This window comes from Gammaproteobacteria bacterium, from assembly GCA_013697705.1.
GTDB lineage: Bacteria > Pseudomonadota > Gammaproteobacteria > UBA6002 > UBA6002 > UBA6002.
The window spans coordinates 53,454-67,508 of sequence record JACCWJ010000048.1 but is presented as its reverse complement, the minus strand read 5'-3'; the positions used below and the strand labels follow the sequence as shown (position 1 = coordinate 67,508).

Genomic DNA, 14,055 nt, shown 5'->3' with positions numbered 1-14,055 from the left:
TCCCGCGACTTGTTCGCGGGATCCAGCATTCGGGACGTGGATCCCGCGAACAAGTCGCGGGACGACGTAGCAGGGAGGTCGCGACTCCGACGTAGAGGCAAGTCCGGCTCCGACGTAGAGGCCACAGTCACGGGCCCAACGCAGAGGCTAGAGGTCATAATTTGGTTTCAAAATCGGTCACAGTATCTCATGAGGCGTCTCCCTTTCAAAGAGACTAATCAGACTAATCCTTGAATTACGTCCGAAAATGCGTATATTTTAAATAAAATAAAAGGAAGATTAATGTCACAGTTTTTAAATGAACTCTATACGCTTTTCCAAGTGTTATTTTCCTTTATTGCGGGCGGTACCATAGGATGGGAGCGTGAGCATAGAGGCGCTCAAGCAGGAATACGTACTTTTGGTTGTATAGCCATGGGCGCTTGTGTGTTTGGAATCATCTCTAAAAGTCTGCCCTTCCCTGCTGATCCCTCACGTATTGCTTCCCAAGTCGCAATCGGGGTTGGGTTTATTGGCGCGGGGGTCATCTTTCGGGTAGGTGACCAAGTTGGGGGGCTAACTACGGCTGCTACGTTGTGGTGTACTTCTGCAATAGGTTTAGCGATTGCCTTTGGCATGTATGCGGTGAGTATTACGACCACTTTAATTATCTTGGTTTTTCTTCGAATTCCACGGACACGTTTTTGGCGAACAATTTCTGCTAAGGCAAATAAAGCGAAATAAGTCTTTAGGTTATGAGGTAGATATCATGCGTAATTTTTTTCAGGCTAAAATTTTCATCCTAATTTTGATTTCGTGCCTGATTGATACTCCCTCTATCTTTGCACAAAATGGCCAGCCCTCTGTCCCAGCCAATCCTGCTGTAACTCCTCCCGCAGTCACAGCGCCCAAGGTCATTAATCAATCTGATGGAACGCAAGTCACCTTACAAACTTTTTTTTGTCCCCAACCCAACGAGTTGATAAAAAATGGCCTTTATTGGGGAACCGCCGCCAGGGGCTGGAAAAGTTATTCAGAGTCTTTTGATAACCAAATTCAAAGTTTCGTAGGGGCGCAGTGGATTGGTATTAATGTTGGAAAAATGGTTTGTATTTATAAAGGGAACCTGGCAACGTCCTTCCCCATTACTTTACAAAATGACACATTATCCATCGCTCCTACGGGTGGACTATGGGGTAAAGATTTGGGGGGCTATCGAAATTGCCATTCTACTAATGTGTGGGATTGTCCATTTATAGTCAAAACTCAAACGGTAAATATCCAGCAAATATATGAAAGCTTAGATTTCTTTAAAAACAAACCCAATCCCCTCAACTCAAATAGCGATGGTCAATAATTTTAATTAGAGGTGCTAATAGTGTCATTTTTACCAGCTCCTGTAGTGGGTGTAGTTGCCGGATTACTTTTTTTTATTAATATCATGCTTCTGGCTTCACTTATTGTTATCGCCGGAATTATTAAATTTTTTGTACCCTTCAAATCAGGCAAAAACTTTATCGAAAGAGTGCAAAATGACGTCATTCCTTCTGTTTGGACCGATATCAATAGTCTGTTATTGAAGCTAGGGGGCAAAACTAAGTGGGTAGTAGAAGGCGAAGGTAATTTAGATTTTAATCACTGGTACTTCGTTTTTGCGAATCACCAAACATGGGCTGACATTGTCGTCATGCAGAAAATCTTTAATCGCAAAATTCGTTTGATTAAGTTTTTTCTGAAACAGGAATTGTTATGGACCTTGCCTATGGGCGGTCTGGCCTGTTACATGTTAGATTTTCCATTCATGAAGCGTCATAACAAAGCTTATCTTAGAAAACATCCCGAGAAAAAAAATGCAGACTTAGAAGCAACAAAAGCATCGTGTGAAAAATTTAAGCAAAGACCGACAACTGTTATGAATTTTTTAGAAGGCACACGCTTTACCGTCGAGAAACAACGTGACCGTTCTTCACCGTATAAATATTTACTCAGACCTAAATCAGGCGGAGTGGCCTTAGTCGTTTCTGAGCTTAAAGATTACATAAAAGAAGTAGTGGATGTTACGATCATTTACTCACATCCAAGGCCCACTTTTTGGAAGTTTATCTCCGGACAAATACCTAAAATTACCGTAAAATACAGAGTGATACCGCTGGATCATTCTCTTTATGGAGATTACTACAACGACCCAGTCTTTCGCAGGCATTTTCAAAGTTGGTTGAATACTATTTGGCAAAATAAAAACAATTTAATTGAAACTACTTTGGCAGAAGAGCTTAAGCCATGACTCTCACTATTCGGATCGCTACGCGCAAAAGTCCTTTGGCGCTCTGGCAAGCTAATTTTATCAAAACTCAAATACAAACTCGTTATCCTGAAGTCAACGTAGAATTATTAGGAATACTCACTACAGCCGACAAAATGTTTGCGACGCCACTCAATGCTATTGGTGGCAAAGGTTTGTTTGTTAAGGAATTAGAACAGGCCATTTTAGAACATCGCGCCGATATGGCAGTCCATTCTATTAAAGACATGCCTGCAGAACTTCCTGAGGGACTCGAATTAACCGTTGTTTGTAAACGTGAAGATCCCAGAGATGCCTTTGTTGCAAACGGTTTCAAAACGCTAGTTGATTTGCCACCGCATGCCATAGTTGGCACATCGAGTTTACGACGCAAAGCTCAGGTATTAGCTATTCGGCCCGATTTGAACATAGAGCCTCTTCGTGGCAATGTCGGCACAAGACTGCAAAAACTAGATAATGGTGAATATGAGGCAATCATACTGGCGGCTGCAGGTTTAACACGATTGGGTAGTGCCGCTAGAATTAATTCTTATTTTTCCTTTAATGAAATGTTGCCGGCGGCTGGACAAGGAGCCATAGGAATTGAATGCCGCCAAGAAGACACAACTCTGAAAAAATATGTAGCCTTCCTAAACGATGCGGATACCGCTTACGCGGTTCTAGCAGAAAGAACCCTCAATCAAAAGTTAGGCGGTAGCTGTCAGTTTCCCATTGCGGCGTACGCTGTCGTAAATAATCAAGTACTAAGTTTGAAGGCAATGGTCGGTGACCCAAATGGAAGTTGCATCCTCAAAACCTCACAAGAAGCAACAACAGCTCAGGCTGAAGCACTAGGTTATAAAGCGGCTCAAGATTTGATTGACCAAGGTGCAGAGGCATTGCTTGCTAAAATCCCAAAAGAGTCGGGGCGTTGATGCTCTCCAGCGAATTTTTCGCTCGAGATCCTCTAGAGGTCGCAAGAACGTTGCTCGGTAAAATCATACGTCATCGGTTGGCAAATAGATGGATGTCAGCGATGATCATTGAAGCTGAGGCATATTATTTAACCGAGAAAGGCAGTCATTCATCGTTGGGCTTCACCGAAAAAAGAAAAGCGCTTTTTATGCCGCCAGGAACAATCTATATGTATTACGCAAGAGGAGGAGACTCTATAAATGTCTCGTGTTTAGGTGAAGGCAATGCAGTGCTAATTAAAGCAGGAATTCCCTATCTCATTGATGCAGCCCCCGACATGATTGAGGTGATGCTGAAACTCAATACCATCAAAGGTAAACCGACGTTGAAGCCCATAAATAAATTATGTTCCGGGCAAACATTGCTTTGTCGATCTTTAGGGTTGAAAGTTCCAGAATGGAATCAGCAAACGTTTGATCCTGAAAAAATACGCATAGATGAGGTGGGTTATAGCCCAGAGAAGGTTATCCAAACCACTCGCCTCGGAATACCCGAAGGAAGAGATGCGCATTTACCTTTGCGTATGATTGATTTTCAATACGCTGGCTTATGTACAAGTAATCCGTTGAGCAAAAAAAATAATCGGCCTGGAATTGATTACGTTATTCACGAGCAATCATAATGTCAGCCCTGTTGTCTGGATTGGATATCATAATTACCAGGGCGGTACATCAAAGTGAAAACTTAAGGAAAGCCGTTCTGCAGCATGCTGGCCATCCGGTGCTTTTTCCTAGCTTAGAAATCAGTGTACTGAATAACTCGGAATTACAGATGATGCTGGGCAATATTAACGATAAACATTTGCTGATATTTACCAGTCAGAATGCGGTAGATGTCGTCGCTCCCCGCTTACCCCTCAATTTGAAGCCTGCTATTGGAGCAATAGGGCCGAGGACAGCAGATGCACTTGTGAATCATAAGATTCCTGTAGATATCCTGCCAACAGAAAAATTTGATAGCGAACATCTATTAGCGTTGCCATTTTTTGAGGATATTAGGGACAAAAAGATAGTGATTTTCGGCGGCAAAGGAGGCCGGCTCTTTTTAGAAGATGAACTGAAAAGGAAGGGAGCCTCCGTATCAAAAATCGCGGTTTATCAGCGCGAGTGTCCCAGCGTCAATCGCGAGACTATGGAGCATCTTGTCAGTTTGCCAAGACCTCTGCTTATTTCAACAAGCTGCGAAAGCCTGCAAAATGTATTTAAAATCGTGTCTTCATTTCAACAACAGCAATGGTTATTCAGCATCCCTGTCCTTATTATTAGCCAACGAATGCGGGAGGAAGCGTTACACAAGGGATTCCGAGAGGAGATGCTAATCTTGTCAGCAGACCCAACAGAACCAGCTATTTTAGAGCGCATAATAAAATGGTATGCTAACCAATCACCAAAGTGAATTAGGGATATACCGAATGCAGGAACCAGAAAAATCGCTAGCTGAACCGCAAACACAAACACCTTCAAATGCACCAAAACTGCCTAAAGTAGGTTGGATTTTATTTACTGCGCTATTAGCGCTGCTTGTCGCTATTATTGGATTAGCTTCTCAACTTTTCTTTTGGCAACTCCAAAAAAATGAACAAGCCTCTTTACAGCATCAACTCGTACAAACGGTAGAGACAAAATTATCGCAATTCACTGCCGAATTAAATAATCATCAAAAGATGATTAATGCTTTGGTTGCTCGAACGCAATCAGAAGATAGAAGAAATTCTATTATGACAGCAGAAGAAGCTCAGCATTTGTTGACCTTTGCTCAATATAATTTGATCTTTCAGAATAATATTGATTTTGCATCAAAGTTGCTGCAAGAGGCTGATCGAAAACTTGAACAAATCAATGACCCTACTATCACTCCCGTTCGGAAATCATTAGTGGGAGAACTGACTACATTAAATTCCATTCCAAAAGTGGATATCGCTGCCATAATCGCGCGACTTTCTGCAATGGGTGATCAGGTTGCGACGCTATCCACCATTCCTATCATTCCTTTAGAGCCCCACTTAAAGAAAGCTCAAACGAATCAAAGTTGGAAAGAAAAATTAATGGATGTGTTTCGCAGTCTAAAAGGAGTGTTAACGATACGGCGTTTGCAAGAACCTATAGAGCCGATGCCTTCGCCCGAACACCAAGTCTATATTGTTGAAAATATTCGTCTTAAACTAACACAGGCTGAATGGGCTGTGCTTCATCAAAACCCAGCACTCTATCAGTTCAGTTTAGAAGCAGCAAAAAAGGAATTACAAAAATATTTTGCGCGTAATGCTCGTGGTGCAAGTCTGATACAAATGGTGACAGACCTGCAGCAAGTGAATATTAAGCCTGATGTGCCCAACCTTTCAAATACAATGACCTTGTTGCAAGCCTACATTCGTAATACGCAGCAAACATTAACTGAATCAGCAAAACAAAATATGATTACTCCAGCTCCGACTAATTCTATTCCAAGAGCGTTACCTTCATGAAGAAACTGATTTTTTATTTTTTACTGATATTAGGCGCTGTTTGGCTGGGTTCAACCATTTACGCACATCCTGGCTACATTATTGTCCTATATAAACAATGGGCCATTGAAACGAGTACGTGGTTTCTTGTGTTAACGTTTCTCTTGGTTTTCTTTTTATTGCATTTGCTGCTTAATCTGCTGCGAAATACTGTACATCTGCCCTCACGTATTGAACATTGGTGGCATAAATATCAAGATCGAAAGGGCATTAAACGGCTGAATAAAGGCTATGTGGAATTGTTAAGAGGCAAATGGACCAAGGCAGAAACCTATTTATTAAAGAGCACCAAAAACAAAGGCTTGTCCTTTGTTAGTTACGCCCTCGCTGCGCAAGCGGCAGATGAACAACATTCAGCGGAAAAACGTGATCGCTATCTATTACAAGCTAAGCAAAAAGATCAAAAAAATGGCTATGTTGCCGATATTATTCGGGCGCAATTTTTATTAAAAAATAATTATCCAGAACAAGCATTAACTTTATTACTTAATATAAAAGAACAACATTCCAAAGATCCTTATCTTCTCATGTTGCAGGCTGAATCATATTTACAATTAAAAGATTGGTCTCATCTGCAATTATTGTTAAAAGAACTCAAGAAAAATAAAGTGTTTGCCCCAGAAAAATATCTAGAGATCGAAAAACAAGCTTATCTACATTCGCTTCAAGATCAGTATTTTGTAGAGTTTCCCCAAGTTCAACTCCTTTGGAACAGAATGCCAAAGTATTTGCGTCATGACACGGATGTAATTATCGCCTATGCAAATCAACTTAATCGATGGAACCGAACCAGCGAAGCAGAAAAATTGATACGACAAGAATTAAAGACAAACTTTACTGGCAAATTAATGGAATACTACGTCACTACTCGGCCTGAAGATCCCGTTAAACAATTAGCCATCGGTGAAAAATACCTTAAGCAACATTCAGAAGATGCCGCTTCATTACGAGCAATGGGCACATTATGTTTGCGCAATCGTTTATGGGGCCAAGCGAGAGATTATTTTGAACATAGTTTAAGAATTCAGCCGGTGTCAAAAGTCTATTCATCCCTCGGACTTGTTTATGAAAAATTAGGTGAAAATGAAAGAGCGCTTAACTATTATCGCAAAGGCCTCAATACTGTATAACTTGGCTATAGAACATCCGTAAACAACGTTTCTTTTTTTAAACCCCGCTCGCTTAATAATTGTAATGTGTTTAATGCAAGAGCGTGTGGCCCAAATACATACACATCATAAAGAGAAAAATTACCAATATCGCGAAGGACTGCTTCCAACATAGTTGTTTTAGGCAGTTTTTCAGATCGGGTAATAATCGGCACATAGTGAAAGTTAATCAGGGCATTTTGCCAAATTTTTGGCATGTCAGGTAAATAAAAATCCACCGACTGTTTAACAGACCAATATAAATGACACTCTCGGGTGACGTCCTTCATTTCAATAATTTTTTCAATAATTGCTTTTGCAGGGGCAAAACCTGTCCCTGCGGCAAGTATAATTAAAGGTCTACTATTTTCTTTAGGATATGCGCAATCCCCAAAGGGACCTGTTATTAATACTTGCTTAGTTGTAGCAGCAAGCTCAATAAATTGCTCCGTGTCCAAGTCATCAGGAGCAACCCTGATATGCAATTCAATCTCGTTGCTGCCCGTGGGGGAATTAGCAATGGAGAAAGGCATGAATTCTCCGTGGGGATACGCTATTTTCAAATACTGCCCCGCTTTGTAGGACATGGGTGCATCATCAGGGGTGATCAGTAGCTGAATATGAGTAGCGGTGAGTCTGTGAAGGCTCGCTACATTATATTTTAAAACCGCCGCCTCATTCAAAGTTTAAGCTCATTCCACATAAGATCAATTTTACTTTTGATTTCAGCAGACATTGCAATTGGTCGCCCCCATTCGCGATGAGTTTCTCCGGGCCATTTATTCGTGGCATCAAAACCCATTTTTGAGCCTAGTCCAGATACGGGAGAGGCAAAATCGAGGTAATCTATCGGGGTATTTTCAATGATTGCAGTATCTCGTGCAGGATCCATCCGAGTCGACATTGCCCAAATGACTTCCTGCCAATTACGTGCGTCGATGTCTTCATCCACCACTATAATAAATTTGGTATACATAAATTGTCGCAGAAAAGACCAAATGGCAAACATGATCCGTTTAGCGTGGCCTGGATATTGTTTGCGGATACTGACTACTGCAAAACGATAAGAACATCCTTCGGGGGGCAAATAAAAATCCACAATTTCTGAAAATTGTTTTTGTAATAAAGGAACAAATAGTTCATTCAGGGCTAGGCCTAATATCGCAGGTTCGTCAGGAGGACGACCAGTATACGTGCTTTGATAAATAGGATTATCACGAAATGACATACATTCAACCGTGAACACGGGAAATTTTTCTATTTCATTATAATATCCTGTGTGGTCCCCATACGGACCTTCATCGCCGAGTTCATCCGGTTCGATAAAGCCTTCCAAGATAATTTCAGCTTGCGCGGGTACTAATAGTTCAGGATGAAGCGTTGACGGGACCAATTCTGTTTTAGCGCCACGAAGTAATCCTGCAAATGCATATTCAGAGAGCGTATCAGGAATAGGAGTTACTGCTGCCAGCATGGTTGCGGGGTCTGCTCCGATCACGACAACGACGGGAAATCGTTGACCTTTATGGGCAGATTGCCACATTTTAAAATCGAGAGCGCCTCCCCTGTGGGGTAGCCACCGCATCAACAGTTTATTTTTTGCGAGAAGTTGTTGACGGTAGATGCCAAGGTTAAGACGTGCGTGATGCGGCCCCTTGGTGACGACCAACCCCCAGGTAATAAGCGGGGCTATGTCTTCAGGCCAGCAGGTTTGTATGGGTAACTGAGTAAGGTCTACCTCGTTCTGCAGTAAGATGTTTTGTTGGCAGCTGCCCTTTTTAAGTATCTTAGGATTTAAATTTAAAATCTGCTTAAAAATAGGAATTTTAGACCAGGCATCTCTAAGGCCTTTAGGGGGCTCAGGTTCTTTTAGAAACGCTAACAATTTGCCTAATTCACGTAAATCATGGGTATCTTTTTGGCCCATGGCTAACGCTATGCGATCAACTGTGCCAAATAAGTTAGTGAGTACAGGCACCTTATTGTTTTTGGGATTTTCAAAAAGTAAGGCGGGACCCTGCTGGCGTAATACTCTATCACTAATCTCGGTCATTTCGAATCGAGGATCAACTTCAAGACTAATGCGCTTCAGTTTTTGTTGTTGCTCTAAAATTCGTAAAAAATCACGTAAATCTTGGTACTGCATGCAAGAGACCTCGTGCTTGAGCTACTGCGCTAGTATGAGTAGAGCCTAGCCTTTGCCTTTCATATCTTCAAAGAATTCTTCGTTAGTTTTGCGTCCTTTAAGTCTATCGATTAAGAATTCAATAGCGGCAACTTTATCCATAGAATGCAGAATTTTACGCAGTATCCACATTTTTTGAAGTTCATCAGGCTTCGTGATGAGTTCTTCACGTCGGGTTCCAGACCGATTGATATCGATAGCAGGAAACACACGTTTTTCGGAGATTTCGCGGGAAAGATGTAATTCCATATTCCCTGTGCCTTTAAATTCTTCGTAAATAACATCATCCATTTTTGAGCCAGTCTCTACTAATGCGGTAGCAATGATCGTGAGACTGCCGCCGCCTTCAACATTTCGCGCTGCACCAAAAAATCGTTTGGGTCTTTGCAATGCATTAGCGTCAACGCCCCCGGTTAATACCTTTCCTGATGCAGGGATGACAGTATTGTAAGCACGTGCTAATCGGGTGATGGAATCGAGCAGAATAACAACGTCATGTTTATGTTCTACCAAACGTTTAGCTTTTTCAATGACCATTTCGGAAACTTGAACGTGGCGTGTCGCAGGTTCATCGAACGTGCTCGCAATAACTTCACCCTTAACAGAGCGCTCCATTTCAGTTACTTCTTCTGGTCGTTCATCGATGAGCAACACAATTAGGTAGCATTCGGGATGGTTCATGGTAATTGATTGGGCGATGTTTTGTAGCATCATTGTTTTACCTGCTTTAGGAGGTGAAACAATCAGGCCGCGTTGACCTTTACCAATGGGAGAAACTAAATCAATAACTCTAGCGGTAATATCTTCGGTACTGCCATTGCCGCGCTGCATAACAATACGGTCGTTGGGGAATAATGGCGTTAAGTTTTCGAAGAGAATCTTATCTTTAGCCTTGTCTGGTGTATCAAAATTAATGTCTTTAACTTGTAGCAATGCAAAATAACGCTCGCCTTCTTTCGGGGGCCGTATTTTTCCTGACACCATATCGCCGGTACGTAAGCCAAACTTTCGAATTTGGCTAGGAGAGACATAAATGTCATCTTGAGCAGGCATAAAAGAGCTTTCGGGTGAACGCAAAAATCCATAACCATCTGAAAGAATTTCAAGGACACCATCGCCATGCACTTCGACATTGCGTTTAGCGTATTCGCTCATTAATGCGACGATCATGGCAGAATTTGTTGCCCGTCCCATATCTAAGATGCTCATTTCCTTTGTCATCGTCAGAAGTTCAGCAGCAGACTTTTTCTTTAGTTCATTTATATGCATAGTTATTTACTTTTGGTTGGATTATTAAAATACATGACCTTACTCAGAGGGGGGGTGCCCAGAAAAACCATTAAAAGGGAACTCACTGGAAGGTGGTAAATTGAAGACTCAGCAATTCTAGACACATTATAAATCTTTTGCAACCTATGTTACAAAGCCCTGCGGCTAATTATAAATGTTCGTCTAAGAAAGCATTTAGCTGTGATTTGGTGAGCGCACCTACTTTTGTTGCCTCAACCTTGCCGCTTTTAAAAAGAATAAGGGTTGGAATGCCCAAAACACCGTATTTAACAGGCGCTTCAGCATTTTCATCAATATTGATTTTAGCTACGATCAAATGTCCCTTTCTTTCTTTCGCTATTTCTTCAAGGATCGGGCCGATCATCTTGCAAGGTCCGCACCACTCTGCCCAAAAATCAACGAGTACAGGAACATCTGATTTTAAAATGTCCTTCTCAAAACTTTGATCGGTCACTGCGTGAGTGTTTTCTGACATAAAGGTTCCTCAGTTGTTAGCGAGAACATAAGAATATGTGCCGCAAATAAAAATTTCAAGCGATGATGCCATTTTTGTGAGCAGATTTTTCATTTAGTCACAATATGATGGCGGGAGCATTTAGGAGCATTAATGTATACGTTACAAGCATAGTCAAAATTTTCAACCCAATAATAACGATTATAGGGGTCCAGTCAAAGCCTTTAATTGTAGGAAGTCGCCGCCTAATAGGTTTAAGAAGAGGCTCAGTAAATAAGAATAATAATTGGGTGGCTGGATGATTAGAATAAATTGGGATCACCCAACTGATGAGTAAACGAAATAAAACCGCAAAGAAATAAAAATTAATAAAAGTATTGATGAGCAGAAATATGCTCCACAGAAACAATAAAGCTAGATTTGGAAATTGCCAGGTTAATAACAGTAGTAATAGCAGCTTAATATTTTCTAACAAAAATAATAAGAATAGTAATCCAAGATCTATATTTCGATAGTTAGGGAAAATTTTATGAAGAGGATCCAGCAAGGGCCGAGTATATCGAAGAATAAGTTGCCTCACCGGATGGTGGTAATGTGTTCCCATTAACTCTAGTAGAAAATGAAAAATTATGACAAAAATTATCAAATCAAATGAAATGGTAACCAAGAAATCCATGAGTGTTCTAATAAAATTGAGCAGCTGCGATTCCAAATTATTTATTCCAGTAATTGAGACATTTCAGAGGCTTTATTTTTTGCGGCAATTAAGGCTCGAGCAAACAAATCCCTAATACCACCGGACTCGAGCACACCAATGGCTTGTTCAGTTGTTCCTCCGGGGGAGGTGACTTGTTCTCGTAAAACATGCACAGCTTTACCGCTTTCTAATGCCATACGTGCCGCACCAATTGCAGTATTAACAGTCAAGAGTTGAGCCTGTTCAGGGTCGAGTCCCAAGGCAGTTGCGGTCTCTATCATCGCCTCCATTACTAAAAAAAAGTAGGCGGGCCCCGAGCCGGAGAGGGCCGTGACGACATCTAGATCTTGTTCGTCATCAAACCAAACGGTCACGCCCACTGAGCGTAAAATAGATTCCGCAGTAGTTTGTTCTTCCTCAGAAACGTAAGCGTTAGGGCACAATCCAGTGGTGCCACAACGTAGTAAGGCCGGAGTATTAGGCATACATCGAACGATACTCAGCGTATTACATTCTGCCCATTTCATGATGGTCTCGGAACGGATTCCCGTAACAATTGAAATAATTAAAGGTTTTCGTTCACGAAGAATGTCGCTTATTTCTAAAATAACCGATTTGAGCAGTGACGGTTTCACTGCCAAAACCAATATATCGCAAGCATTGGCTGCCTCTCTATTATCCGGTGTCACATGAATTTCAAAACATTCCTGCAACTGACTTAACTCATCTTGCTTAGGATTAGAGGCCCAGATTTTATTTGCTGGATATCGATCCGCAATTAAGCCACCTATGAGGCTGCTGGCCATATTGCCTGCGCCAATGAAAGCAATGCTAGGATGTTTCATCATTTTAAATCCGGGCCAGCGTTCAGTATTTCATCGCTTACTTTGAACTTCTTAAAATTATTCACAAACTTTTCTATTAAGTTTTGTTTTTCCGTTTCGAAGTTTTCGGAGTCAGCCCAGGTATTTTTTGGATTTAGAATTTGGGGGTCTATATCCTCGACGCGGGTAGGTATTCGAAGATCAAAACCAGATAATACTTCAGTCGGTGTATCTCTAAGTTCTCCAGATAAAATGGCACGGATAATGCTACGCGTGGTCGGGATGGAGAATCGCTTACCGCCTTTGCCGAAAGCTCCTCCGGTCCAGCCTGTATTTACTAAGTAAACTTGACTGCCTGTTTCTTCAACTCTTTTCATTAACAAATTTGCATAGACTTGAGCTGGACGTGGAAAAAAGGGTGCGCCAAAACAAGTACTAAAAGTGGGGGCAACTCCTGAGGCGCTGCCTACTTCGGTGCTACCGACATGGGCTGTGTAACCGCTTAAAAAATGATAGGCCGCTTGTTCCTTAGTTAGCAAAGAAACGGGAGGGAGGACGCCATATAAATCACAGGTCAAAAAGATAACCGCCTTGGGTTTGCCGGCCCGGTTTTCAGGGACACGTAAAGGGATGAACTCGCGCGGATAAGCCGCTCTCGTATTTTGGGTTAAGCTATCATCTGCATAGAGCGGTTCGCCTGTTTCTGGATGGAGGGTGACATTCTCCATGATGGTGCCATAACGAATTGCATTCCAGATTACGGGCTCATTTTCCTGCGACAAGTTGATACATTTGGCGTAACAACCCCCTTCAAAATTGAAAACGCCTTCCTTGCTCCATCCGTGCTCATCATCCCCAATTAAATAACGCTCAGGATCTGCAGATAAGGTGGTTTTGCCTGTGCCTGATAGCCCAAAAAATAAGGCCACATCATCTTGTTGTTGCCCTTTATTAGCTGCGCAGTGCATGGGCAGCACATCATAGGCGGGCAGGATGTAATTTAAAACGGAGAACATGGCCTTCTTCATCTCACCCGCGTACAGCGTCCCGCAAATAAGAATTCGTTTTTGAGTCATGTCTAAGATGACCGCTGCCTCGCTATTAGTATGATCGCGTTGAGGTTCAGCATTAAAACTGGGGACATTTAAAACGGTCCAGTTTTTTCCTTCTGACCATTCCCCCATCGCTTCACGAATGAACAAATTTTGAGCAAATAAATTATGCCAAGCCAGTTCTGTTATGACCGTGACTGGCAAGGCATAAGTAGGCTCAGCGCCCACCCACAAATGTGAAACGAAGTGTTCTTTGTCTTCTAAAAAGTCAGAAGCGCTGGCCCAAAGACGATCAAAATTTGCCCTTTCAAAGGGTTGATTGATATTGTTCCAGTCCACGCTGTTTGTGGTTTCAGCATCTTTAACGATGAAACGATCTCGAGGTGAGCGTCCTGTTCTAGCGCCGGTATTAACTGTAAGTGCTTCATTGGCACTGAGGACGCCTTCTTCACGGAGTATTGCTTTATCAACTAATTCAGCGGCAGGAAGATCGACGTTACGGCCTAAGGTAGTGACATCATTCATCAAAATTCTCCTCGAGTGCGTGGGATTAAAGTTGATGAATTATTACAGAAATTGACACTTCATGGTATAGACTATATAAACATTTGATGTAACTGTTATGGGTAATCATCATCATCATAATGGTTTACGAAGATAAAGCTAA

General features: G+C 41.8%; 15 protein-coding genes. 8 read left to right on the top strand and 7 right to left on the bottom strand.

Features of this window, described 5'->3' with window-relative positions:
- The first annotated feature begins 282 nt into the window (after window positions 1-282).
- The 8 genes from H0U71_09385 to H0U71_09350 are packed head-to-tail and all read left to right on the top strand — an operon-like array spanning window position 283 to window position 6,868.
- Entirely contained in the window at window positions 283-723 is a 441-nt protein-coding gene (locus H0U71_09385; GenBank protein ID MBA2655259.1) for an MgtC/SapB family protein, read from the top strand.
- A 25-nt stretch (window positions 724-748) separates the two neighbouring features.
- Entirely contained in the window at window positions 749-1,336 is a 588-nt protein-coding gene (locus H0U71_09380; GenBank protein ID MBA2655258.1) for a hypothetical protein, read from the top strand.
- A gap of 21 nt (window positions 1,337-1,357) precedes the next feature.
- On the top strand, window positions 1,358-2,263 hold the full coding sequence (locus tag H0U71_09375) for an acyltransferase (protein ID MBA2655257.1): 906 nt from the start codon (window positions 1,358-1,360) through the stop codon (window positions 2,261-2,263).
- Window positions 2,260-3,195 (top strand): hydroxymethylbilane synthase, encoded by a 936-nt coding sequence (hemC, locus tag H0U71_09370; GenBank protein MBA2655256.1) that lies wholly within the window; start codon window positions 2,260-2,262, stop codon window positions 3,193-3,195. The genes H0U71_09375 and hemC overlap by 4 nt, the downstream gene beginning before the upstream one ends.
- A complete protein-coding gene (locus tag H0U71_09365; protein ID MBA2655255.1) occupies window positions 3,195-3,857 on the top strand; it encodes a DNA-3-methyladenine glycosylase in 663 nt (220 codons plus the stop codon). Before hemC ends, H0U71_09365 begins: the two co-directional genes overlap by 1 nt.
- On the top strand, window positions 3,857-4,630 hold the full coding sequence (locus tag H0U71_09360; GenBank protein ID MBA2655254.1) for a uroporphyrinogen-III synthase: 774 nt from the start codon (window positions 3,857-3,859) through the stop codon (window positions 4,628-4,630). Before H0U71_09365 ends, H0U71_09360 begins: the two co-directional genes overlap by 1 nt.
- Before the next feature lie 16 nt (window positions 4,631-4,646).
- Window positions 4,647-5,699, top strand: coding sequence for a uroporphyrinogen-III C-methyltransferase (locus H0U71_09355; GenBank protein MBA2655253.1), 1,053 nt, complete (start codon window positions 4,647-4,649; stop codon window positions 5,697-5,699).
- The gene (locus H0U71_09350) at window positions 5,696-6,868 is read left to right on the top strand and encodes a tetratricopeptide repeat protein (GenBank protein MBA2655252.1); all 1,173 of its coding nucleotides are present in this window, start codon (window positions 5,696-5,698) and stop codon (window positions 6,866-6,868) included. Before H0U71_09355 ends, H0U71_09350 begins: the two co-directional genes overlap by 4 nt.
- A 5-nt stretch (window positions 6,869-6,873) precedes the next feature.
- Here H0U71_09350 and H0U71_09345 read toward each other — a convergent pair whose 3' ends face one another.
- The 7 genes from H0U71_09345 to H0U71_09315 all read right to left on the bottom strand — a co-directional run bounded on the left by H0U71_09345 (window position 6,874) and on the right by H0U71_09315 (window position 13,913).
- Entirely contained in the window at window positions 6,874-7,473 is a 600-nt protein-coding gene (locus H0U71_09345) for a hypothetical protein (GenBank protein ID MBA2655251.1), read from the bottom strand.
- A 92-nt stretch (window positions 7,474-7,565) separates the two neighbouring features.
- Window positions 7,566-9,032, bottom strand: a complete 1,467-nt coding sequence (ubiD, locus tag H0U71_09340; GenBank protein MBA2655250.1) for a 4-hydroxy-3-polyprenylbenzoate decarboxylase — start codon at window positions 9,030-9,032, stop codon at window positions 7,566-7,568.
- 45 nt (window positions 9,033-9,077) lie between these two features.
- On the bottom strand, window positions 9,078-10,340 hold the full coding sequence (rho, locus tag H0U71_09335) for a transcription termination factor Rho (protein ID MBA2655249.1): 1,263 nt from the start codon (window positions 10,338-10,340) through the stop codon (window positions 9,078-9,080).
- A gap of 169 nt (window positions 10,341-10,509) precedes the next feature.
- A complete protein-coding gene (gene trxA, locus H0U71_09330) occupies window positions 10,510-10,836 on the bottom strand; it encodes a thioredoxin TrxA (protein ID MBA2655248.1) in 327 nt (108 codons plus the stop codon).
- A gap of 97 nt (window positions 10,837-10,933) precedes the next feature.
- The gene (locus H0U71_09325) at window positions 10,934-11,491 is read right to left on the bottom strand and encodes a YggT family protein (protein MBA2655247.1); all 558 of its coding nucleotides are present in this window, start codon (window positions 11,489-11,491) and stop codon (window positions 10,934-10,936) included.
- Between the two features lie 41 nt (window positions 11,492-11,532).
- Window positions 11,533-12,357: a pyrroline-5-carboxylate reductase gene (locus H0U71_09320; protein MBA2655246.1), complete on the bottom strand. Its 825-nt coding sequence runs from the start codon at window positions 12,355-12,357 to the stop codon at window positions 11,533-11,535.
- Complete coding sequence (locus H0U71_09315) at window positions 12,357-13,913, bottom strand: phosphoenolpyruvate carboxykinase (GenBank protein MBA2655245.1); 1,557 nt, start codon at window positions 13,911-13,913, stop codon at window positions 12,357-12,359. The genes H0U71_09320 and H0U71_09315 overlap by 1 nt, the downstream gene beginning before the upstream one ends.
- Window positions 13,914-14,055 lie beyond the last annotated feature (142 nt).